The sequence below is a fragment of the Pseudomonas sp. p1(2021b) genome (assembly GCF_020151015.1).
Classification (GTDB): Bacteria; Pseudomonadota; Gammaproteobacteria; order Pseudomonadales; family Pseudomonadaceae; genus Aquipseudomonas; species Aquipseudomonas putida_K.
This window is the reverse complement of sequence record NZ_CP083746.1, coordinates 180,254-201,052: the sequence shown is the minus strand read 5'-3', so window position 1 is coordinate 201,052 and position 20,799 is coordinate 180,254. Positions and strand designations below refer to the sequence as shown.

Here is a 20,799-nt window from a genome sequence, read left to right as displayed (position 1 = left end):
CGTTCTCTTGGAAACTTACAAGTCTAGGAAGGGATTGCCGATGCTGCGGGAAAACTTGTTTCACCCACTTCATGCATTGGCGGGTTTACCCGCCAATGGGTAGGTATGGCAAGGACGCTTACTCGCCGATGGCAGCCTGGTAGCCAGCAGCATCCAGCAGCTTGTCCAGCTCGGCAGGGTTGCTTGGCTTGAGCTTGAAGATCCAGGCGTCGTAAGGCGCTTCGTTAAGCAGTTCCGGGCTGTCGGTCAGCTCTTCGTTGACCGCGATCACCTCACCGGCCACCGGTGCATAGATGTCCGAAGCGGCCTTGACCGACTCGACCACGCCCGCGGCGTCGCCGGCAGCGAACACCTTGCCGACTTCGGCCAGTTCGACGAACACCACGTCACCCAGGGCTTGCTGGGCATGGTCGCTGATACCTACGGTCACGCTGCCGTCGGCTTCCAGGCGAGCCCACTCGTGGCTCTCGGCAAAACGCAGGTCGGCGGGGATATGGCTCATTGTCTTGTATTCCTCGTTAGGGTCAGCGGTCGGCCCGCCGTTGGGTATTCAGATCAGGATCTTGCCATGGCGCACGAAGGTCGGCTTGACCACCCGCACCGGGTACCACTTGCCACGGATTTCCACTTCGGCACGATCGCCCGTGGCCATGGGTACGCGCGCCAAGGCAATGGACTTGCTCAGCGTAGGCGAGAAACTACCACTGGTGATCTCTCCTTCGCCAATCCCGGCAACCCGCACCACCTGGTGGGCCCGCAGCACGCCACGTTCCTCCAGCACCAGGCCGACCAGTTTTTCCTGCACGCCCTGCTCGATTTCCGCCAGCAGGCCAGCCCGGCCGATGAAGTCGCGCTCGGCCGGCTCCCAGGCGATGCTCCAGCCCAGGTTGGAGGTCAGGGGGGTATGGGTTTCGTCGATATCCTGCCCGTAGAGGTTCATCCCGGCTTCCAGGCGCAGGGTGTCGCGCGCCCCCAGGCCGCTGGGCGCGATACCCGCGCCGACCAGGTCGTTGAAGAAGGCTGGGGCCTGTTGCCCGGGGAAGATGATTTCCAGGCCGTCTTCACCGGTGTAACCAGTGCGAGCGATGAACCAGTCACCTTCAGCGACGCCTTCGAACGGGCGCAACTCGCGGACCAGCGCGGCGCGCGAGGCACTGAGCAACTGGGCGACCTTTTCCCGGGCATGAGGGCCCTGGATGGCGAGGATGGCAAGCTCGGAGCGCTCGACGAAGTTGATGGCAAAGCCGGCGCTCTGCGCCTGCAGCCAAGCCAGAACCTTGTCGCGGGTGGCGGCGTTGGCCACCAGGCGATAGCCGCTTTCGGTGCGGTAGGCGATCAGGTCATCGATGACCCCGCCGTCGGCGTTGAGCAGCGGGCTGTACAGTGCCTTGCCGAGGCTGTCCAGGCGGGCCACGTCGTTGGCCAGCAAGCGCTGCAGCCAAGGCGTGGCCGCATCGCCGGCAACGTCGATCACGGTCATGTGGGATACATCGAAGACCCCGCAGTCACTGCGCACCTGGTGGTGCTCCTCGACTTGCGAGCCATAGTGCAGGGGCATGTCCCAGCCACCGAAATCGACCATCTTGGCACCAAGCGCCAGGTGCAGGTCATACAGAGGCGTACGCTGTCCCATGGGTTTCTCCTTCCGGGCGTGGCGAAGCGGCGGCGGTCGGCGACGTTTGCTCGTCACCTGATCTTGTAGACCCACCGCAGCGAATGCCGCGCATTGTAGCCGCAAGGACGAGCCCTGGCACCCTCAGTGGCGATGGCCGGGGCGCCGTGCCGAACGCCGGATCAAACCGATGACCGGCAGCAAGCCCACCAGGACCAGTGTCAACGCAGGCAGCGAGGCCCGCGCCCACTCACCCTCGCTGGTCATCTCGAACACCCTCACGGCCAAGGTATCCCAGCCGAACGGTCGCATCAGCAGGGTAGCCGGCATTTCCTTGAGCACATCGACGAATACCAGCAAGGCGGCGCTCAGCGCTCCGGGAACCAGCAAAGGCAGGTAAACCTTGAAAAACAACCCTGCACCGCCCACGCCCAGGCTACGCGAGGCTTCCGGCAACGACGGCCGGATACGCTCCAGGCTGCTTTCCAGCGGGCCATAGGCCACGGCCATGAAGCGCACCAGGTACGCCAGCAGCAAGGCCGACAGGCTACCCAGCAGTAAAGGCCTGCCCGCGCCCCCAAGCCATTGGGAAAGCGGCACCACCAGCTGGTTGTCCAGGTAACTGAAGGCCAGCATGATCGACACGGCCAGTACCGAGCCAGGCAAGGCATACCCCAGGTTGGCCAGGCCCACCCCGGCGCGGATGCCACCGGTCGGCGCCTGGCGCCGGGCGAACGCCAGCATCAGCGCCACGCAGACCGTGACCAGCGCGGCCATGCCGCCCAGGTAGAGGGTGTGCAGGACCAGCCCGACATAGCGTTCGTCCAAGTCATGTCGACCGCGCTGCCAGAACCACGCCAGCAGCTGCAATACGGGGATGACGAAGGCACAGGCGAACACCAGCAGGCACCACCCGGTGGCCGCCACTGCCTTGGCCCCACGCAGGTGGTAGAGCGCCTGCCCCCGCGGGCGCTCGCTGGCGCTGCGGGAGGCACCGCGGGCGCGACGCTCGCCGTACAACACCAGCATCACCACCAGCAACAGCAGGCTGGCCAGCTGGGCAGCGCTGGAAAGGCTGAAGAACCCGTACCAGGTCTTGTAGATGGCAGTGGTGAAGGTATCGAAATTGAACACGGCCACAGCGCCGAAATCCGCCAGGGTCTCCATCAGTGCCAAGGCGATCCCCGCGCCAATGGCCGGCCGGGCCATGGGCAAGGCCACCCGCCAGAACGCCTGCAGCGGCGACAGGCCCAGCACCCGCGCCGCTTCCATCAGGCCTTTGCCCTGGGCCAGGAACGCACTGCGCGCCAGCAGGTAGACATAGGGATAGAACACCAGCACCAAGACCGTGATCACCCCGCCGGTGGAGCGCACCCGTGGCAGGCGCATGGGCCCGAACACCTCACGCAGGGCCGTCTGCACCGGGCCTGCGAAGTCCAGCAGGCCGACGAAAACGAACGCCAGCACATAGGCGGGAATGGCAAAGGGCAGCATCAGCGCCCAGTCGAGCCAGCGCCGGCCAGGGAACTCGCACAGGCTGGTGAGCCAAGCCAGGCTCACGCCCAGCACGGTCACACCGGCACCGACGCCCAGCACCAGCGTGAGCGTATTGCCCAGCAGGCGGCTCATTTGGGTGTCGAGCAGGTGCGACCAGATCTGCATGTCGATCGACTGCCAGGACAGCAGCAGGACGCTCAGGGGCAGCAGCACCAGGGCGGCAACCAGGGAAACCGGGAGGTACCAGCGGCGTTGGGGGGCGTGGGACAAGGCAAATGTCTCTGTACTGATGGCGACCGCTGCGCGGTCGTTCGCGGGTAAACCCGCTCCCACAGAGTCTGGCGGCAGGCTAATGCTGTGGGAGCGGGTTTACCCGCGAAAGGGCCTTCGCAGGCCCAGAAGGATAAAGCCTGGCGCTTAGTTCCAGCCAGCCCGGTCCATCAAGCGGATGGCCTCGGCCTGGCGCTTGCCAGCCACTTCCACCGGGATGCTGTCGGCCTTGAAGCTACCCCAGGCCGCCACTTCGTCCGATGGCTTGACCTTCGGGTTGGCCGGAAACTCCTGGTTGATATCGGCGAACAGCTTTTGCGCTTCGTCGCCGGTCATCCATTCCACCAGCTTCTTGGCGGCCTCCGGGTGAGGCGCATGCTTGGTCAGGCCGATGCCGGAGAGGTTCACGTGCACGCCACGGTCGCCCTGGTTAGGCCAGAACAGCTTGACCGGCAGACTGGGCTTTTCCTTGTGCAGGCGGCCGTAGTAGTAGGTGTTGACGATGCCCACGTCGCACTGGCCGGCCTCGATGGCCTGGAGCACGGCGGTGTCGTCGGAGAACACGTCGGTGGACAGGTTGTTGACCCAGCCCTTGATGATTTCCTCGGTCTTGGCTTCGCCGTGGGTCTCGATCAGGGTGGCGGTCAGCGACTGGTTGTAGACCTTCTTCGCCGTGCGCAGGCATAGGCGGCCTTCCCACTGCTTGTCGGCCAGGGCCTCGTAGGTGGTCAGCTCCTCGGGTTTGACCCGGTCGGTGGAGTAGGCGATGGTCCGCGCGCGCAGGCTCAGGCCGGTCCAGTCATGGGACGAGGCGCGGTACTGTGGCGGGATGTTGTTATCGATGACGTCCGACTTGATCGGCTGCAGGATGCCCATCTGCTCGGCCTGCCAGAGGTTGCCGGCATCGACGGTGAGCAGCAGGTCGGCGACGCCGTTCTCGCCCTCGGCCTTGATGCGCTGCATCAGCGGGGCTTCCTTGTCGGTGATGAACTTGATCTTCACGCCGGTCTTGGCGGTGTAGGCGTCGAACACCGGCTTGATCAGCTCGTCGATGCGCGAGGAATACACCACCACTTCGTCCGCCGCCTGGGCGGTGCCGCCGAACAGGGTCAGGGCCAGGGCGGCCAGTAGGGGCTTGCGTGGCAACATCGGGTATTCCTCGCTGAGTTGGGAGGTGCAAATGGTAGTGAATCCCATTTTGCCTCTCACCTACGCAGACGTTACCGAATGTTGCCAAAGATATTGCTTCGCAGCCCAATCGCGGGACAAGCTCGCTCCCTCAGGGCCCTTTGTGCACTTCTGTGGGAGCGGGCTTGTCCCGCGATTGGGCCCTCAGGCCTTCGCCAACTCAGGCAGGTCTCCGGAAAGCCCCAGCGCCTGGCGCACGAACAGTGCCTTGGCTTCTGGCACCTGCTCCACCAGCTTCAGCCCGCTGTTGCGCAACCAGCGCAGCGGCAGCGGATTGGCCTGGAACAGGCGCTCGAAGCCTTCCATCGCCGCCATCAATGCCAGGTTGTGCGGCATGCGCCGACGCTCGAAGCGACTCAGCACCTTCACATCCGCCAGCCGCTCACCTCGCCCGCAGGCACGCTCCAGCTCCTCGGCCAGCACCGCGGCATCCAGGAAGCCCAGGTTGACGCCCTGCCCAGCCAGCGGGTGGATGGTATGGGCGGCATCGCCGATCAACGCCAACCCTTCGTCGACATAACGCTTGGCATGACGCTGGCGCAGCGGCACACACACCCGCGGGTCGGCTCCCAGCACCTCGCCCAGGCGCCCTTCGAAGGCGCGGCCCAAGGCTTCGCAGAAAGCCACGTCATCCAGCGCCATGAGCTTGTCGGCCTGCTCCGGCGTGGTCGACCAGACGATCGAGCACCAAACCTGCCCGTCCCCGCGATCCAGCGGCAGGAACGCCAACGGCCCTTCATCGGTGAAACGCTGCCAGGCCGTGGCCTGGTGCGCCTGGCTGCAGCGCACGCTGGTGACGATGGCGTGATGCAGGTAATCCCACTCACGGGTTTCGCAGCCGGTCAGTTTGCGCACCGCGGAGTTGGCGCCGTCGGCAGCCACCACCAGCGGTGCGCGCAGGCGCCGGCCATCGGCCAGGGTCAGCAGCCACTCATCGCCGGAACGGCGCATCTGCTCCAGCCGGGCATTGGGCAGCAGCCCCACATCGCTGTCGTGCAAGCGCTCCAGCAGGCCGTCCTGCACCACCCTGTTCTCGACGATATGGCCAAGCACCTGAGCATGCACGCTGGCCGCCGAGAAGTGGATCTGCCCGGTGCCGCTGCCGTCCCAGACGTGCATGTCCGAATACGGAGAGACGCGCCGGCCGGCGATGCCTTCCCAGGCCCCCAGGCGCTCGAGGATGCGCTGGCTGGCCGCCGACAAGGCGCTGACCCGCGGTTCGAAAGGCGCCTGGGCATCGAAGGGTCTTACCGACAGCGGGCCGCCATCGAGCAGGAGGATTTCCAGGCCGCTGTGGTGCAGCGCCAGGGCCAGGGCGCTGCCGACCATACCGGCACCGACAATCAACAGATCTGCGCGCATTTCCATGCCTTACGCCTGCCTCGCTTGCGGCTTGAGCCGCACATAAAGGGTTTTATCGACCCGCGCCACCAGCTCGCCGGCGCCGTCGCGGATATCGACCTGCAAACGGGGCAGGTACTTCTTGCCGCCGGCGGTCTGCTGGCGAATGTCTTCCAGCAACGCGTCATCGACGTGGAACTCGGCGAATACAGGGCCCTTGCCCGGTGCGATGAAATCGATGCTGGCAGCCTTGTCCCAGACGATGTAGTCACGCCCGAGCCGCTCGATCAGCAACAACATGTAGAACGGATCGACCATCGAGTACAGGCTGCCGCCGAACTGGGTGCCGACGTAGTTGCGGTTCCAGCGGGTCAGGTTCATGCGTACCTTGATGCTGCGCATGTCCGGGCTGATGTGCTGCACCCGGATGCCTGCGCCCAGGTAAGGGGGGTAGAGATTCAGTACCCAGCGCAGCAGGCGCGCCCTGCGGGCCAGTCGAGGTGAGTGGCTCATGCCCGCCCCCGCGGATCGGGTCGGGTGCCCAGGCCCATGGCCTGGCGGGCGAACCAGCGCTTGGCCGGCGGTAGCAGGTCGAGCCCCAGCAGGCCGATGTTGCGCCCGGCGGCCAGTAGCGGCTGGCTGCTGCCGAACAGCCGGGTGACCTGGTCGGAGAAACCGATGGTCAGGGCCTGGTCCAACTGTTGCCGTTGGTGGTAGGCCTGGAGCGTCGCCAGGTCGCCGGGCTGCTGCGGCCCGGCCAGCAAGGCATCGGCCAGGGACTGCACATCACGCAGGGACAGGTTGAACCCTTGCCCGGCGATCGGGTGCAGGCTATGGGCGGCATTGCCCAGCACCACCAGGTGCGGGCGTACCTGCTCCTCGGCCTCGACCAGCGCAAGCGGGTACAGGTGGCGCACCCCTACCTGGCGCAGGGCCCCCAGGCGATAGCCGAAGGCGCCCTGCAGCTCGCGCAGGAAACTGCGCTCGTCGATGTCCGCCAGGCGCTGGGCATCCATCCCCTGGCGGGTCCAGACCAGCGCGCAGCGGTTCTCCGGCAAGGGCAGCAGCGCCATCGGGCCCTGCTCGGTGAAGCGTTCGAAGGCCTGGCCGCGATGGGCCTCGCCCGGGGTGATATTGGCGATCAGTGCGCTCTGCTCGTAGGGGGTACGGCGCACATGGATGCCCAACTGCTCGCGCAGGCCGGAGCGGCCGCCGTCGGCCAGCACCGCCAGGTCGCACTCCAGACTGGTGTCGTCGTCCAGTTGCAGGCGATAGCCGCCGGCGATAGCCTGCAGGGCCTTGACCTCGGCCGGGCAGCGCCAGCTCACCACCTCGGTATCCAGGCCCTGCCACAGGCATTGGCCGAGCCAGGCGTTCTCCACCACGTAGCCGAGGGCTGGTACACCTTCCTCGATGGCATCCAGGCGGGTGGCGCCGAAGCGACCACGGTCGGACACCTGGATCTGGCTGATGGGCTCGGCGCGGCGGCTGATGACCTGCCACAGGCCAAGCTGTTCGTAGATCTGCCGGGTGCCGTAGGACAGCGCGGAGGAGCGGGCGTCATAGCTGGGCTGGAAGCTGTCGCCCGGGGCGAATGGTTCGATCAGCAGGATCTTCCAGCCCCGCGCCTTGGCGCCTGCCTGCAGGGCCAGAGCCAGGCTGGCGCCGACCAGGCCGCCACCGACGATCGCCAGGTTGACCCGGTTCATGCCACGCCCCTGCGGGCGTCGGCCATCAGCGCCTCGATCTCGGCGACCGTGCGCGGCACACCGTTGGTCAGGATTTCACAGCCTTGCCTGGTCACCACTACGTCGTCCTCGATTCGTACGCCGATGCCGCGCCATTTCTTCGCGACGTTCGGGTTGTCGGCTGCAATGTAGATACCCGGCTCGACCGTCAGCGCCATGCCCGGCTCGAGCACGCGCCACTGGCCACCGACCTTGTATTCGCCCACATCGTGCACATCCATGCCCAGCCAATGGCCGGCGCGGTGCATGTAGAACGCACGGTGGGCCTCGCTGTCGATCAGGGCCTGCACATCACCCTTGAGCAGCCCCAGTTCCACCAGCCCTTCGGTGATGACCCGCACGGTCGCCTCGTGGGCGTGGTTCCAGTGCTTGCCCGGGGCGATCTCGGCGAAGGCGGCCGCCTGGGCCTTGAGCACCAACTCGTAGATGGCCTTCTGCTCTGGCGAGAAACGCCCGCTGACCGGAAAGGTGCGGGTGATGTCGCTGGCGTAGCAATCGATCTCGCAGCCCGCGTCGATCAACACCAGGTCGCCATCCTTGAGCGGCGCATCGTTCTGCTGGTAATGCAGGATACAGGCGTTGCGCCCCGCCGCGACGATCGAGCCGTAGGCCGGCATCTTCGCGCCGCCCTTGCGGAACTCGTAGTCGAGCTCGGCTTCCAGGCTGAATTCGTGCAAACCCGCTCGACAGGCCTGCATGGCCCGTACATGGGCACGCGCAGAAATGTCCGCCGCCGTGCGCATCACCTTCACCTCCGCCGCCGATTTATACAGGCGCATGTCGTGCAGCAGATGATCCAGGGCAACGAATTCGTTCGGTGGCTGGGCGCCCAGGCGCGCCTTGGAGCGGATCACGTTGATCCACTCCATCAGGCGGCGATCGAACTCCGGGTTGCTGCCCATGGCGGTGTAGACCCGGTCGCGGCCTTCGATCAGGCCCGGGAGGATCTCGTCGATATCGGTGATGGGAAACGCATCGTCCGCGCCAAAGTCGCGGATCGCGCCTTCCTGGCCGGCACGCAGGCCATCCCACAGTTCGCGCTCAGGGTTGCGCTCGCGGCAGAACAGCACGTACTCGCCATGTTCACGCCCCGGAATCAGGGCGATCACCGCCTCGGGCTCGGGGAAGCCGCTGAGGTACTGGAAGTCGCTGTCCTGGCGATACACATGCTCGACGTCGCGGTTGCGGATGGCAACCGCGGCGGCGGGCAGGATGGCGATACTGTTGGGGACCATCTGCGCCATCAGCGCCTTGCGCCGACGGGCATACTCGGCCTTCGGAATACGGCTCATGGGCACGACAACCCCCGGGATATCAGTGCAGCGATGGCTTGGGCGCGGGCGCGGCCGGCTTGGCCAGCTCCGTGTACAGCAGCAGGGGCGCGACACGCAGGTACTCCATGACTTCCATGTAGTCGCTCTCGCCGTCTTCGGACTCCTCCAGCGCTTCCTGGACCTGCGAAATGGCCACCAGGTCCTGGAGCACCTCCTTCGCATCGGTGGACAAGTCCTTGCCACCAGCGTTCAAGCCGAAGCCGGTGATGAAGCCCTGGCACCATTGGCCCAGCGCAGTGGCACGCTCGGCGAGCGGAGCCTCGTCGCTGGGCAGCAGCAGGACGATGGCGACGTCTTCGCCGGTGAGCTCGGCCTTGACCATTTCCTGCAGGCCGATCAGTGCGGCGCGCACATTGTCTTCAGGCTCGTTTTCCAGCGCGCCGGCGGCATCGGCCAGCCAGGCGTCGGCATCGAAACCTGCGCCGGCGCAGCTGCGGCCGATCAGCAGGCCGTGCAGTTCGGCTGGGGAAACAGTGTGGCCGTTGCTGGCGAGCAGCGAGGCGAAGGCGGTGTAGGGCGATTGGGTATTGGGCATGGGCAGCTAGGCGCCAAGCGGCGCAATGACTAGAATGAAGACCTTGTATCCTAGCACCGGCAGGCGCGCCAAGACCATCAGCACTGGCCGTACCGCCCCCGGAACAGGCATGATCGCCGGGCAGCCAACGAGGGAGCGAATCGAGTGCAACCCATGCCAGAGAACGACCTGCAGGCACTGATGAGCCGATTCGAATCGCTCATCGAGCGTGTCGAGCAACTAAAACGCCAAAATGCACTCCTAGTAGCTCAGGAAAAATCCTGGCGCGAGGAGCGCGCCCACCTCATCGAAAAGAACGAGATCGCAAGGCGCAAGGTCGAGTCGATGATTTTACGCCTCAAGGCCCTGGAGCAAGACTCATGAGTTCAAGCAATAGCGTCACCGTCCAGATCCTCGACAAGGAATACTCGATCATCTGCCCGCCGGAAGAACGCAACAACCTGGTCAGCGCCGCGCGCTACCTGGACGGCAAGATGCGCGAGATCCGCAGCAGCGGCAAGGTGATCGGCGCCGACCGTATCGCGGTCATGGCCGCGCTGAACATCACCCACGAACTGCTGCATCGCCAGGAGCGCCCGGATGTCGCTGCCAGCGGTACCACCCGCGAGCAGGTGCGCGACTTGCTGGAGCGGGTCGACCAGGCACTGTCCGACGACGCGGATACCAAAATCGGCTGAGATTGGTATACTGGCGCCACTCCCTGGGGGATGCGCCAGTCGGTTATGTCCCTGAGCCGATACGCACAACCACGGGGGTTGCACGCTGGGGCCGGTGTGCATGTCCGCCCGACGGAAAGCCTTAACGCCCCCTGCAATCTCCACCTTGAACTTTCGGGTTCAAGGGCTACACCGATAGCGGTTCCATCGGGGAGCCTGAATTCTTGCTTGCCCGCCGCCCCCGGCGGGCAATTTCGTCTGGCCGCCATGGCGGCCGGTACACCTGGGAACGCACGTGCCATGACCGACACCGCGCCGCTCACCCGCCCTCAACTCCGCCGCCTGCTTCGCAATGCCCGCCGCGCGCTGACACCTGCCCAGCAACGCCAGGCTTCGCTCGGCCTGTATCGTCAGCTGGCCCAGCATCCCCTGTTTCGCCGCGCCCGGCACATCGCCCTGTACCTTCCCAATGACGGCGAGATAGACCCGCGCCTGCTACTGCGCGAGGCCCAGCGACGCGGCAAGCACACCTATCTGCCGGTGCTGCATGCCTGGCCACGCACGCGCATGGTCTTCCAGCGCTTCGAGCAAGGCGAGAAGCTGCGGCCCAACCGTTTCCGCATTCCAGAGCCGCTGATCGAGCGCAAGCGCCAACGGCCGATCTGGTCGCTGGACCTGATCCTGTTGCCATTGGTCGGCTTCGATGAAATCGGTGGGCGCCTGGGCATGGGTGGCGGCTTCTATGACCGTAGCCTGGCCTACCAGGCACGACGCAAGGCGTGGAAGAAACCGCTGCTGCTGGGCCTTGCCCACGAATGCCAGAAGGTGGAACGCCTGGCCCAGGCCAGTTGGGATGTACCGCTCAAGGGGACGGTCTCGGACCGCGGTTGGTACCTGGCACCGGCTTGACCGGTGCCCGCGACGGAATCAGCGCTGCTGCTGGATAGGCTCGACCGGCATTTGATAGGCAGCGTCAGCCTTACGCTCCCAGAAACTCTGCGCATAGCCCGTGGTGACGACACCCAGGCCGAAGATGAAGACCAGGATCCAGAGCAAGTCCGGTTTGCGTTGGTTCATGGATGAATGCCCCCCTAAGGCAAACAGTCAGGCTCGGCAACCTTCTTGGTGCTGCCGGAGCATCGAGCTTTAAAATCGGCGCATTTTCCGACAACGTGAGGCGACACGCAAACCTTGACGTCAACCGACTGTCGGTTTCATGCAACATGTTATTTCAAATTTTTTCAGGAGCCGTCTCCATGGCCTATTGGCTGATGAAATCCGAGCCCGACGAGCTTTCCATCGATGCCCTGGCACGCCTTGGTCAGGCGCGCTGGGACGGGGTGCGCAACTACCAGGCGCGCAACTTCCTGCGTGCCATGAACGTCGGTGACGAGTTCTTCTTCTATCACTCCAGCTGCCCACAGCCCGGGATCGCCGGGATCGCCCGCATCAGCGCAGCGGCCTACCCCGACCCAACCGCCCTGGATCCCGAAAGCCACTACTTCGACGCCAAGGCCAACGCCGAGAAGAACCCTTGGAGCGCGGTCGACGTCACTCACGTGAAAACGTTCAAGCAGGTACTGGGGCTTGGGCAGCTCAAGCAACAAGCCGCGCTTGCCGAATTGCCGCTGGTGCAAAAGGGCAGCCGGTTGTCGGTGATGCCGGTGACTGCCGAGCAGTGGGCGGCGATTGTTGCGCTGGCGCGCTGAGCTTGGCTTGAGTGTTGCGCCGCGCTTTCGACCGAGCGCCGCCCGCGCGGCGCGCAATCGCACGGCTCACAAATCTCTGAAGCCATTCACTGCACGATCAGGTTGTTGAACAACAGGTCTTCGACGATCGGCTTGCCTTCCTCGGTTTCCATCACCTGCTGCACCTGCTTGAGCGCTTCCTGGCGCAGCTTCTCCTTGGCCTCGACATTGCTCATGTTCTCCAACCCCTGCTGGGTGAACAGTGCCACCAGCTGGTTGCGAATCAGCGGCTCGTGGTGCTTGACCGCGGCAGCCGCAGCGTCACCGGTCACACGCAAGGCCACGTCGGCCTTGTACACGCGCAGCTTGGGGCCGCCATCAAGGGCGTAGTTGCCAACGAAAGGTGGGCTGAGGTTGATGTAGGAAACCTTGGGCTCACCGTCCTTGCCTTCCTCGGCCATCGCCATGGTCGGCAGCAGCAGGGCCAGCATCATCAAGATCCACGCTTTCACGAATTCGCTCCTCAATACAATTGGCGCCAGCTTACCCAGCACACCGCTCAAACCCAAGCCCGGGCTTATGCCGCCCCATCAGGGCGGGCCATGCTCGTTGACCTGGCCTGCCCCCCTCCTACACTTATCGGCCAACGCACGCAAAGGAATAGCCCCGATGAAAGCAGTGTTGTGCAAGACCCTCGGCCCGGCGAGCGACCTGGTGCTCGAAGAGGTGGCGAGCCCGGCCCCCAAGCGCAACGAGATCGTGCTGGACGTGCACGCCGCAGGCGTCAACTTCCCCGACACCTTGATCATCGAAGGCAAGTACCAGTTCCAACCGCCTCTGCCCTTCTCGCCAGGCGGCGAGGCGGCGGGCGTGGTGGCTGCTATCGGCGAGAAGGCAGGCGATTTCAAGGTCGGCGACCGGGTCATGGCCCTGACCGGCTGGGGGGCCTTCGCCGAGCAGGTGGCCGTGCCCTTCTACAATGTGTTGCCGATTCCCACCACCATGGATTTCACCACCGCTGCGGCCTTCGGCATGGCCTACGGCACCTCGATGCACGCACTGGCCCAACGTGGCCAGCTCAAGGCCGGCGAGACCTTGTTGGTACTGGGTGCATCCGGAGGCGTTGGCCTGGCAGCGGTGGAGATCGGCAAGGCCATGGGCGCCCGTGTGATTGCCGCTGCCAGCAGCGCCGAAAAGCTCGCGATCGCCAAGGCAGCAGGGGCCGACGAGCTGATCGACTACCGCCAGGCCAGCCTGCGGGACGAGATCAAGCGCCTGACCAGCGGCCAGGGCGTGGACGTGGTCTACGACCCTGTAGGTGGCGAGCTGTTCGAACAGGCGGTGCGCGGCCTGGCCTGGAACGGGCGGTTGCTGGTGGTGGGCTTTGCCAGCGGGTCCATCCCGCAGCTGCCGGTTAACCTGACATTGCTCAAGGGTGCTGCGGTGGTGGGCGTCTTCTGGGGTGCCTTTGCCCAGCGCCAGCCCGAGGACAATGCGGCCAACTTCCGTCAGCTGTTTGCCTGGCATGCCGAGGGCAAGCTCAAGCCGCTGGTGTCGCAGACCTATCCATTGGCCGAGGCTGGAGTGGCCATCGAGCGGTTGGCGCAGCGCCAGGCGATGGGCAAGTTGGTGGTGGTGGCTCGCTAGGCACAGGGCGGCTTTGCAGCCCTTGTGGGAGCGGGCTTGTCCCGCGATGGGTCAGGCCTGCCTATACCTCACGCAGGTTATGGCACCGGTGGAAGCGCGCCTCTAGGTTGCGATCCGGCATCTGGTGGCTGCGCAAGGCATTTAGTGTCTGCTCGACATAGTCGCGGGTGCTGCCATAACGCCCCTTGGCGCTGGCCAGGATCTGGCTGAGCAGGGTGTCCGGCAGGTTCCCCGCATAGCACGGCAGGTGACGCTCCAACACGAAGCCCAGCGCCTGGACCTTGCTGCCATCACCCAACCGGCAGCTGAGCCAGTGCGGTCGGTAGGCGGGGTAAGGCATCTCCCGCTGCCACAGGGCCATCAACGAATCGTCCAGGTTGCGTTCATCCAGGCGGTAGGCAAAGCCGCTGCACGAACCACCTCGGTCCAGCCCGAACACCAACCCTGGACACTCCGGTGTGCCACGGTGCTCGTGGGACCACAAATACAGCCCTCGGTGATAGCCATGTACCCGGGCCCGCTGACGCTCGACCGAATTGCACTCTGGCCGCCAGATCAATGACCCATAGGCGAACAACCACACCGGCCCGCCTTCATGGCGCGACATGGTCAGTTTCATTGAATGGTGCAATTGGTCGCGGGTCAGTTGCTGGCCGAAATCCAGCGAAGGAGGATAAGTTACCTGCCAGGACGAACTTTCAAGTGTCGACATGATGCTGCCGCCATGATTCCCCGTAAACTTCCGAAGGCCATCACTGTAACGCAATGGCGCTTCGCTGGACTTACCGTACGGCAGAAAGCACTGAGCATTCAAGCCCTTTGCACCGCCTGTGCCCCGTACTTGACTGCCATGAAATCAATATAGACAGGTATTGTTCCGTGAAGGATGAAAGTTATTAACGGCGCCAGTAACAATAAGCGCCTTATAATCCTTTGGGGTAACACGAGTTATAAAGAACGGCACACCGTTGCAGTGTGCCGTGCACGTTCAGCCTCGGGGGGCGTAGGCAAACACATCGGCACGCATGCGATGCGCGTCCATGCCCGCCTCGACCAGGGCATCCAGAGTGGCGTAGACCATGTTCGGCGAACCACTGGCATAGACATGCACCTGGTTCAGGTCGGCGATGTCTTCGCAGACCGCCTCATGCAGCAACCCGCAGCGCCCCTCCCAACTGCACAGGTCGCTCACCACCTTGTGCAGGAACAGGTTGGGCAGGCGTTGCCATTCGGCCCAGTGCTCGATCTGGTAGAAATCCTCGGGCCGGCGCACACCCCAATAGAGGTGCACCGGATGCTTGAACCCTTGGGCACGGCAATGCTCGACCAGGCTGTGCATCTGGCCCATACCGGTACCGGCGGCGATCAGCACCAGTGGCCCGTCCGGCAGTTCAGCCAGATGAGTGTCGCCGAACGGCATTTCGATGCGCGCGACACCGTCGCGCTGCAATTGGGCCAACAGTTGCAGAGCGCTGTTTTCCCGCGCCAGCACGTGCAGCTCCAAGTCCCTCCCGCCATGGGGCGCCGAGGCCAGGGAGAAGGCGGCCTTGTCGGCGCCGTCGCGCTCGATCATCAGGTATTGCCCGGCATGGTAGCGGGGCGGCTTGCCGGCCGGTGCACGCAGGCGAACACGCCAGACGTCGCCACCGACCTCTACGCATTCGCTCACGGTGCAGGCCAGCTTGCGCACCGGCAGCTCACCCAGGGCCAATACGCCGTCCCAGAGCAATACGCAATCTTCCAGCGGCTCGGCGATGCAGGTGAACAGCTCGCCGTGGTCGCGCACTTCACCTTCCTGGCGCACCCGCCCTTCCACCAGCAAGGCGGCACAGACATGGCAGTTGCCGTTGCGGCAGCTGTTCGGGCAGTCGTAGCCCAGGCGCCGCGCGGCGTCCAGAATTCTCTCCCCGGGCTTGATTGCCAATACCGCCCCGGACGGCTGCAAGGTTACCTGCATCAATCTATTCCCAACTGATCCCACAGCTCATCGATACGGCGGGTGACGGCCTCGTCCTTGACGATGGCACGGCCCCATTCGCGTGTAGTCTCGCCCGGCCACTTGTGCGTGGCGTCCAGGCCCATCTTCGACCCCAGGCCCGATACCGGTGACGCGAAGTCCAGGTAGTCGATCGGCGTGTTGTCGATCATCACCGTATCACGCTTGGGGTCCATGCGCGTGGTGATGGCCCAGATCACGTCGTTCCAGTCGCGGGCGTTGATGTCGTCGTCGGTGACGATAACGAATTTGGTGTACATGAACTGTCGCAGGAACGACCAGACACCCAGCATCACGCGCTTGGCGTGCCCCGGGTACTGCTTTTTCATGGTCACCACCGCCATGCGGTACGAGCACCCTTCAGGCGGCAGGTAGAAGTCGACGATTTCCGGGAACTGCTTCTGCAGGATCGGCACGAACACTTCGTTCAGCGCCACGCCCAGGATCGCCGGTTCATCCGGCGGACGGCCGGTGTAGGTGCTGTGGTAGATCGGCTTCTGGCGGTGGGTGATGCGTTCGACGGTGAACACCGGGAAGCTGTCCACTTCGTTGTAGTAGCCGGTATGGTCGCCATAAGGGCCTTCCGGGGCCATTTCGCCCGGGTGGATCACGCCTTCGAGAATGATCTCGGCGGTGGCCGGCACTTGCAGGTCGCTGCCCCGACACTTGACCAGCTCGGTGCGGTTACCGCGCAGCAGGCCGGCGAAGGCATATTCCGATAGCGTATCCGGCACCGGCGTCACGGCGCCGAGGATGGTCGCCGGGTCCGCGCCCAGGGCCACGGCCACCGGGAACGGTTGGCCGGGGTGCTTTTCGCACCACTCACGGTAGTCCAGGGCACCGCCCCGGTGGCTCAGCCACCGCATGATCACCTTGTTGCGGCCGATCAGCTGCTGACGGTAGATGCCGAGGTTCTGGCGGTCCTTGTTGGGGCCACGGGTGACGGTCAGCCCCCAGGTGATCAGCGGCGCTACGTCGCCCGGCCAGCAGTGCTGGATGGGCAGTTGGGTGAGGTCGACGTCCTCGCCTTCGACCACCACCTCCTGGCACACCGCATCCTTGACCACCTTCGGGGCCATCGACACGACTTTCTTGAAGATCGGCAGCTTGGACCAGGCGTCCTTCAGACCCTTCGGCGGCTCTGGCTCCTTGAGGAAGGCCAGCAGCTTGCCGATTTCACGCAGTTCGTCGACCGATTCGGCCCCCATGCCCATGGCCACGCGCTCCGGCGTACCGAACAGGTTGCCCAGCACCGGCATGTCGAAGCCGGTGGGCTTTTCGAACAGCAGCGCCGGGCCCTTGGCGCGCAGCGTGCGGTCGCAGACTTCGGTCATTTCCAGGACAGGGGAGATCGGAACCTGGATGCGCTTGAGTTCACCGCGCTGTTCCAGGCCACGGATGAAGTCGCGCAAGTCGCGATACTGCATGCATGTGCCTCGTGGTTGGCCGTATCGGTTGGGGTGCTGAGTGTAGCGCCGTTCGGCGTTTTGTTGGGGCGAAAATGAATCGGGGCCGCTTCGCGCCCCATCGCGGGACAAGCCCGCTCCTACAGGATCGGTGTGATACCTGTAGGAGCGGGCTTGTCCCGCGATGGGCTGCAAAGCAGCCCCAATCAATTCCAGCTTGAAACGCTTACTTGCGCTTCATCGACAGGAAGAACTCGTCGTTGGTCTTGGTCTGCTTGAGCTTGTCGACCAGGAACTCGATGGCCGCGACTTCATCCATCGGGTGCAGCAGCTTGCGCAGGATCCACATGCGCTGCAGTTCGTCGTCGGCGGTCAGCAGCTCTTCGCGGCGGGTACCGGACTTGTTGATGTTGATAGCCGGGAACACGCGCTTCTCGGCGATGCGGCGATCCAGCGGCAGTTCCATGTTGCCGGTACCCTTGAATTCTTCGTAGATCACCTCGTCCATCTTCGAGCCGGTTTCGACCAGCGCGGTGGCGATGATGGTCAGCGAACCGCCTTCCTCGATGTTACGGGCGGCACCGAAGAAGCGTTTTGGCTTTTCCAGGGCATGGGCATCGACACCACCGGTCAGCACTTTGCCGGAGCTCGGGATCACGGTGTTGTAGGCACGGGCCAGACGGGTGATGGAGTCGAGCAGGATGACCACGTCCTTCTTGTGCTCGACCAGGCGCTTGGCCTTCTCGATGACCATCTCGGCTACCTGCACGTGGCGGGTCGGCGGCTCGTCGAAGGTGGAAGCGACCACTTCGCCACGCACGGTGCGTTGCATCTCGGTCACTTCTTCCGGGCGCTCGTCGATCAGCAGGACGATCAGGTGGCACTCGGGGTTGTTACGGGTGATGTTGGCCGCGATGTTCTGCAGCATGATGGTCTTGCCCGCCTTCGGCGGGGCGACGATCAGGCCACGCTGGCCCTTGCCGATCGGGGCACACAGGTCGATGACGCGGCCGGTGAGGTCTTCGGTGGAGCCGTTGCCGGCCTCCATCTTCAGGCGCTCGTTGGGGAACAGCGGCGTCAGGTTCTCGAACAGGATCTTGTTCTTCGCGTTTTCCGGACGGTCGAAGTTGATGGTGTCGACCTTCAGCAGGGCGAAGTAACGCTCCCCTTCCTTCGGTGGGCGGATCTTGCCGACGATGGTGTCGCCGGTGCGCAGGTTGAAGCGACGGATCTGGCTGGGCGAGACATAGATGTCGTCAGGGCCGGCCAGATAGGACGCATCTGCCGAACGCAGGAAACCGAAACCATCCTGGAGAATTTCCAGCACGCCGTCACCCGAGATCTCTTCGCCGCTTTTCGCGTGCTTCTTCAACAGGGCGAAAATCACGTCCTGCTTGCGCGAACGGGCCATGTTTTCGATGCCCATCTGTTCGGCCATTTCCAGCAGATCGGTAATCGGCTTTTGCTTGAGTTCTGTCAGGTTCATAAGGGGAGTGACGTAATCATGTAAGAAGGGAGAAATTAAGCGTTGGCTTAATGAGGCCGCGCCGCAAGATGGCGACAGGATCGCGTACTGATTCGAATTAGGGATGCTTCGGCGACGGCGTGCAGAGGGCACTGGAGAAGCAGTGCGAGGCCGAATGTAACACTTGCTTTTTTCGACGTCTAGTGGGTGAAAAAAGAAAAGCCCCGGGATTTCCGGGGCCTTCTCGTCTTACAGGTGGGCGTCGAGGAACGCAGCCAGCTGGGACTTGGACAGGGCGCCGACCTTGGTCGCCTCGACGTTGCCGTTCTTGAACAGCATCAGCGTCGGGATGCCGCGCACGCCGTGCTTGGCCGGAGTTTCCTGGTTTTCGTCGATGTTCAGCTTGGCGACGGTCAGTTTGCCTTCGTAGGTGGCAGCGATGTCGTCCAGGACCGGAGCGATCATCTTGCATGGGCCGCACCATTCGGCCCAGTAGTCGACCAGCACCGGGCCTTGAGCCTGCAGTACCTCGGCTTCGAAGCTGGCGTCGGTGACGTGTTTGATTTTGTCGCTCATGGAAATCTCCAAGGTCGTAAGCAATAAAAAACGTTGCCCATCATAGCCGCAGCCACGCCCTACAGGAAGTCGTTGGCGATTGAGGGTAACTATAGTTGTGCAAGACGCCACGTATCGAAGCAGACACATGAATGTCTTGGCAGTACGTGGCACCTTGCCCTGCATCAAGACCCGGCATTGTAATGCGTTGGCGCCAGCCATGGATCATGGCAGGATTGCTGGGTTATCGACCGAGAACATCGAGATCATGCCGCATACCAACGCGAAGAACCTGTCTCTGATCGCCGCCATCGACCTTGGCTCCAACAGCTTCCATATGGTCGTGGCCAAGGCCCACCTCAGCGAAATCCGCATTCTCGAGCGGCTCGGGGAAAAAGTGCAGCTGGCCGCCGGCATCAACGAAGAACGCCAGCTCAGCGAAGAAGCCATGCAACGGGGCCTGGACTGCCTCAAGCGCTTCGCCCAACTGATCAACGGCATGCCCGCGGGCGCCGTGCGCATCGTCGGCACCAACGCCCTGCGCGAAGCCCGCAACCGCAACGAATTCATCCAGCGCGCCGAAGCCATCCTCGGCCACCCGGTCGAAGTGATTTCCGGCCGCGAGGAAGCGCGCCTGATCTACCTGGGCGTCTCCCATACCCTGGCCGACACCCCTGGCAAACGCCTGGTCGCCGACATCGGCGGCGGCAGCACCGAGTTCATCATCGGCCAACGCTTCGAACCCCTGCTGCGCGAGAGCCTGCAGATGGGCTGCGTCAGCTTCACCCAGCGCTACTTCCGCGACGGCAAGATCACCCCGGCGCGCTACGCCCAGGCCTATACTGCCGCGCGCCTGGAGCTGATGAGCATCGAGAATGCCCTGCACCGCCTGACCTGGGACGAGGCCATTGGCTCCTCGGGCACTATCCGCGCCATCGGTGCGGCCATCAAGGCCAACGGCATGGGCAGCGGCGAGGTCAACGCCGACGGCCTGGCCGCGCTCAAACGCAAGCTGTTCAAGCTGGGCGAAACCGACAAGATCGACTTCGAGGGCGTCAAGCCGGACCGCCGCGCCATCTTCCCGGCAGGCCTCGCGATCCTCGAGGCTATCTTCGATGCCCTGGAACTGCAGCGCATGGATCACTGCGACGGCGCCCTGCGCGAAGGTGTGTTGTATGACCTGCTGGGCCGCCATCACCACGAGGACGTGCGCGAGCGCACCTTGAACTCGCTGATGGAACGCTACCACGTGGACAACGGCCAGGCGGCACGGGTCGAGCGCAAGGCATTGCATGCCTTCGACCAGGTGGCCAAGGCATGGAACCTCGAGGAAGGGAACTGGCGCGATCTACTGAGTTGGGCAGCCAAGGTGCATGAAATAGGCCTGGATATCGCGCATTATCACTACCACAAGCACGGCGCCTACCTGATCGAGCACTCCGACCTGGCCGGCTTCTCCCGCGAAGACCAACAGATGCTCGCCCTGCTGGTGCGCGGCCACCGGCGCAACATTCCCAAAGACAAGTTCGCTGAATTCGGCGACGAAGGCATCCAGCTGATCCGCCTGTGCGTACTGCTGCGCTTCGCCATCTTGTTCCACCACATCCGTGGCAACCAGCAGATGCCGAAAGTGGAGCTGCATGCTGGCGACGAAAGCCTTGAGGTGGTGTTCCCCGACGGCTGGCTGGAAGAGAACCAGCTGACCCAGGCCGACTTCGCCAACGAGGCGCAGTGGCTGGCGCGGGTCAATTTCGTGCTTAGCGTGCGTTAGGTTCGAAGTCGGTTTGACCTGAGTTTAGCAAGGGGGGCTTCGCCCCCCTTCGCGGCACAAGGCCGCTCCTACAGGGTGTTGCGTTCTCTG

Annotated in this window: 22 protein-coding genes and 1 other RNA gene; 7 read left to right on the top strand and 16 right to left on the bottom strand. The window is 64.0% G+C overall.

Annotation, left to right across the window (positions count from 1 at the left end; translation table 11 throughout):
- Positions 1 to 118 precede the first annotated feature (118 nt).
- From gcvH to K8374_RS00855, 9 genes are all read right to left on the bottom strand, one after another.
- Complete coding sequence (gene gcvH, locus K8374_RS00895) at positions 119 to 502, bottom strand: glycine cleavage system protein GcvH (protein WP_224457601.1); 384 nt, start codon at positions 500 to 502, stop codon at positions 119 to 121.
- A 48-nt stretch (positions 503 to 550) separates the two neighbouring features.
- Positions 551 to 1,633, bottom strand: a complete 1,083-nt coding sequence (gene gcvT, locus K8374_RS00890) for a glycine cleavage system aminomethyltransferase GcvT (protein ID WP_224457600.1) — start codon at positions 1,631 to 1,633, stop codon at positions 551 to 553.
- A gap of 123 nt (positions 1,634 to 1,756) precedes the next feature.
- Positions 1,757 to 3,379, bottom strand: a complete 1,623-nt coding sequence (locus tag K8374_RS00885) for an ABC transporter permease (RefSeq protein WP_411969581.1) — start codon at positions 3,377 to 3,379, stop codon at positions 1,757 to 1,759.
- A gap of 147 nt (positions 3,380 to 3,526) precedes the next feature.
- A complete protein-coding gene (locus K8374_RS00880; RefSeq protein ID WP_224457599.1) occupies positions 3,527 to 4,528 on the bottom strand; it encodes an extracellular solute-binding protein in 1,002 nt (333 codons plus the stop codon).
- Between the two features lie 183 nt (positions 4,529 to 4,711).
- Positions 4,712 to 5,929 (bottom strand): 2-octaprenyl-3-methyl-6-methoxy-1,4-benzoquinol hydroxylase, encoded by a 1,218-nt coding sequence (locus K8374_RS00875; protein WP_172403015.1) that lies wholly within the window; start codon positions 5,927 to 5,929, stop codon positions 4,712 to 4,714.
- Between the two features lie 9 nt (positions 5,930 to 5,938).
- The gene (locus K8374_RS00870; protein ID WP_224457598.1) at positions 5,939 to 6,421 is read right to left on the bottom strand and encodes a DUF4442 domain-containing protein; all 483 of its coding nucleotides are present in this window, start codon (positions 6,419 to 6,421) and stop codon (positions 5,939 to 5,941) included.
- Positions 6,418 to 7,617 (bottom strand): 2-octaprenyl-6-methoxyphenyl hydroxylase, encoded by a 1,200-nt coding sequence (gene ubiH / locus K8374_RS00865; protein WP_224457597.1) that lies wholly within the window; start codon positions 7,615 to 7,617, stop codon positions 6,418 to 6,420. The genes K8374_RS00870 and ubiH overlap by 4 nt, the downstream gene beginning before the upstream one ends.
- Positions 7,614 to 8,948, bottom strand: coding sequence for a Xaa-Pro aminopeptidase (gene pepP / locus K8374_RS00860; RefSeq protein ID WP_224457596.1), 1,335 nt, complete (start codon positions 8,946 to 8,948; stop codon positions 7,614 to 7,616). The genes ubiH and pepP overlap by 4 nt, the downstream gene beginning before the upstream one ends.
- Positions 8,949 to 8,970: 22 nt before the next feature.
- A complete protein-coding gene (locus K8374_RS00855) occupies positions 8,971 to 9,525 on the bottom strand; it encodes a YecA family protein (protein ID WP_224457595.1) in 555 nt (184 codons plus the stop codon).
- Positions 9,526 to 9,678: 153 nt separating this feature from the next.
- Here K8374_RS00855 and K8374_RS00850 point away from each other — a divergent pair, with 153 nt between their 5' ends.
- The 4 genes from K8374_RS00850 (at position 9,679) to K8374_RS00835 (ending at position 11,090) form a co-directional block, all read left to right on the top strand.
- A complete protein-coding gene (locus K8374_RS00850; protein ID WP_084856565.1) occupies positions 9,679 to 9,888 on the top strand; it encodes a TIGR02449 family protein in 210 nt (69 codons plus the stop codon).
- Positions 9,885 to 10,202: a cell division protein ZapA gene (locus K8374_RS00845; protein ID WP_043212146.1), complete on the top strand. Its 318-nt coding sequence runs from the start codon at positions 9,885 to 9,887 to the stop codon at positions 10,200 to 10,202. Before K8374_RS00850 ends, K8374_RS00845 begins: the two co-directional genes overlap by 4 nt.
- 17 nt (positions 10,203 to 10,219) lie before the next feature.
- Positions 10,220 to 10,399, top strand: a non-coding RNA gene (gene ssrS / locus K8374_RS00840) — 6S RNA.
- 82 nt (positions 10,400 to 10,481) lie between these two features.
- Complete coding sequence (locus K8374_RS00835; RefSeq protein ID WP_224459241.1) at positions 10,482 to 11,090, top strand: 5-formyltetrahydrofolate cyclo-ligase; 609 nt, start codon at positions 10,482 to 10,484, stop codon at positions 11,088 to 11,090.
- A gap of 18 nt (positions 11,091 to 11,108) precedes the next feature.
- On the opposite strand, the gene K8374_RS00830 is transcribed toward K8374_RS00835, so the two are convergent.
- On the bottom strand, positions 11,109 to 11,258 hold the full coding sequence (locus tag K8374_RS00830; protein WP_224457594.1) for a hypothetical protein: 150 nt from the start codon (positions 11,256 to 11,258) through the stop codon (positions 11,109 to 11,111).
- A gap of 179 nt (positions 11,259 to 11,437) precedes the next feature.
- On the opposite strand from K8374_RS00830, the gene K8374_RS00825 reads away from it, so the two are divergent.
- Positions 11,438 to 11,890: an EVE domain-containing protein gene (locus K8374_RS00825; RefSeq protein ID WP_224457593.1), complete on the top strand. Its 453-nt coding sequence runs from the start codon at positions 11,438 to 11,440 to the stop codon at positions 11,888 to 11,890.
- 86 nt (positions 11,891 to 11,976) lie between these two features.
- Here K8374_RS00825 and K8374_RS00820 read toward each other — a convergent pair whose 3' ends face one another.
- Positions 11,977 to 12,381 (bottom strand): flagellar basal body-associated protein FliL, encoded by a 405-nt coding sequence (locus tag K8374_RS00820; protein WP_224457592.1) that lies wholly within the window; start codon positions 12,379 to 12,381, stop codon positions 11,977 to 11,979.
- A 157-nt stretch (positions 12,382 to 12,538) separates the two neighbouring features.
- On the opposite strand from K8374_RS00820, the gene K8374_RS00815 reads away from it, so the two are divergent.
- Positions 12,539 to 13,516 carry an NADPH:quinone oxidoreductase family protein gene (locus tag K8374_RS00815; RefSeq protein WP_224457591.1) on the top strand — a complete coding sequence of 326 codons (978 nt, stop codon included), beginning with the start codon at positions 12,539 to 12,541 and terminating at the stop codon, positions 13,514 to 13,516.
- A gap of 61 nt (positions 13,517 to 13,577) precedes the next feature.
- Here the strand turns inward: K8374_RS00815 and K8374_RS00810 are convergent, their stop codons facing one another.
- The 5 genes from K8374_RS00810 to trxA all read right to left on the bottom strand — a co-directional run bounded on the left by K8374_RS00810 (position 13,578) and on the right by trxA (position 18,959).
- Positions 13,578 to 14,228: a gamma-glutamylcyclotransferase gene (locus tag K8374_RS00810; protein WP_084856575.1), complete on the bottom strand. Its 651-nt coding sequence runs from the start codon at positions 14,226 to 14,228 to the stop codon at positions 13,578 to 13,580.
- A gap of 276 nt (positions 14,229 to 14,504) precedes the next feature.
- Positions 14,505 to 15,473: a CDP-6-deoxy-delta-3,4-glucoseen reductase gene (locus K8374_RS00805; RefSeq protein ID WP_224457590.1), complete on the bottom strand. Its 969-nt coding sequence runs from the start codon at positions 15,471 to 15,473 to the stop codon at positions 14,505 to 14,507.
- Positions 15,473 to 16,939 (bottom strand): 4-hydroxy-3-polyprenylbenzoate decarboxylase, encoded by a 1,467-nt coding sequence (gene ubiD / locus K8374_RS00800; RefSeq protein WP_023382977.1) that lies wholly within the window; start codon positions 16,937 to 16,939, stop codon positions 15,473 to 15,475. Before ubiD ends, K8374_RS00805 begins: the two co-directional genes overlap by 1 nt.
- 205 nt (positions 16,940 to 17,144) lie before the next feature.
- Positions 17,145 to 18,404 carry a transcription termination factor Rho gene (gene rho, locus K8374_RS00795; protein WP_043212134.1) on the bottom strand — a complete coding sequence of 420 codons (1,260 nt, stop codon included), beginning with the start codon at positions 18,402 to 18,404 and terminating at the stop codon, positions 17,145 to 17,147.
- 228 nt (positions 18,405 to 18,632) lie between these two features.
- Positions 18,633 to 18,959, bottom strand: a complete 327-nt coding sequence (trxA, locus tag K8374_RS00790; protein WP_056794137.1) for a thioredoxin TrxA — start codon at positions 18,957 to 18,959, stop codon at positions 18,633 to 18,635.
- 247 nt (positions 18,960 to 19,206) lie between these two features.
- Between trxA and ppx the strand changes: the two genes are divergently transcribed.
- On the top strand, positions 19,207 to 20,709 hold the full coding sequence (ppx, locus tag K8374_RS00785) for an exopolyphosphatase (RefSeq protein WP_224459240.1): 1,503 nt from the start codon (positions 19,207 to 19,209) through the stop codon (positions 20,707 to 20,709).
- Positions 20,710 to 20,799 lie beyond the last annotated feature (90 nt).

Bases quoted from the DNA above. Each gene is read 5' to 3' on its own strand.
- K8374_RS00880 (WP_224457599.1), bottom strand. From the start codon at position 4,528: ATGTTGCCACGCAAGCCCCTACTGGCCGCCCTGGCCCTGACCCTGTTC.
- K8374_RS00825 (WP_224457593.1), top strand. From the start codon at position 11,438: ATGGCCTATTGGCTGATGAAATCCGAGCCCGACGAGCTTTCCATCGAT.
- K8374_RS00835 (WP_224459241.1), top strand. From the start codon at position 10,482: ATGACCGACACCGCGCCGCTCACCCGCCCTCAACTCCGCCGCCTGCTT.
- gcvH (WP_224457601.1), bottom strand. From the start codon at position 502: ATGAGCCATATCCCCGCCGACCTGCGTTTTGCCGAGAGCCACGAGTGG.
- K8374_RS00810 (WP_084856575.1), bottom strand. From the start codon at position 14,228: ATGTCGACACTTGAAAGTTCGTCCTGGCAGGTAACTTATCCTCCTTCG.
- K8374_RS00850 (WP_084856565.1), top strand. From the start codon at position 9,679: ATGCCAGAGAACGACCTGCAGGCACTGATGAGCCGATTCGAATCGCTC.
- rho (WP_043212134.1), bottom strand. From the start codon at position 18,404: ATGAACCTGACAGAACTCAAGCAAAAGCCGATTACCGATCTGCTGGAA.
- gcvT (WP_224457600.1), bottom strand. From the start codon at position 1,633: ATGGGACAGCGTACGCCTCTGTATGACCTGCACCTGGCGCTTGGTGCC.
- K8374_RS00855 (WP_224457595.1), bottom strand. From the start codon at position 9,525: ATGCCCAATACCCAATCGCCCTACACCGCCTTCGCCTCGCTGCTCGCC.
- ppx (WP_224459240.1), top strand. From the start codon at position 19,207: ATGCCGCATACCAACGCGAAGAACCTGTCTCTGATCGCCGCCATCGAC.
- ubiH (WP_224457597.1), bottom strand. From the start codon at position 7,617: ATGAACCGGGTCAACCTGGCGATCGTCGGTGGCGGCCTGGTCGGCGCC.
- K8374_RS00870 (WP_224457598.1), bottom strand. From the start codon at position 6,421: ATGAGCCACTCACCTCGACTGGCCCGCAGGGCGCGCCTGCTGCGCTGG.
- K8374_RS00875 (WP_172403015.1), bottom strand. From the start codon at position 5,929: ATGCGCGCAGATCTGTTGATTGTCGGTGCCGGTATGGTCGGCAGCGCC.
- trxA (WP_056794137.1), bottom strand. From the start codon at position 18,959: ATGAGCGACAAAATCAAACACGTCACCGACGCCAGCTTCGAAGCCGAG.
- K8374_RS00845 (WP_043212146.1), top strand. From the start codon at position 9,885: ATGAGTTCAAGCAATAGCGTCACCGTCCAGATCCTCGACAAGGAATAC.
- K8374_RS00805 (WP_224457590.1), bottom strand. From the start codon at position 15,473: ATGCAGGTAACCTTGCAGCCGTCCGGGGCGGTATTGGCAATCAAGCCC.
- ubiD (WP_023382977.1), bottom strand. From the start codon at position 16,939: ATGCAGTATCGCGACTTGCGCGACTTCATCCGTGGCCTGGAACAGCGC.
- K8374_RS00815 (WP_224457591.1), top strand. From the start codon at position 12,539: ATGAAAGCAGTGTTGTGCAAGACCCTCGGCCCGGCGAGCGACCTGGTG.
- K8374_RS00830 (WP_224457594.1), bottom strand. From the start codon at position 11,258: ATGAACCAACGCAAACCGGACTTGCTCTGGATCCTGGTCTTCATCTTC.
- pepP (WP_224457596.1), bottom strand. From the start codon at position 8,948: ATGAGCCGTATTCCGAAGGCCGAGTATGCCCGTCGGCGCAAGGCGCTG.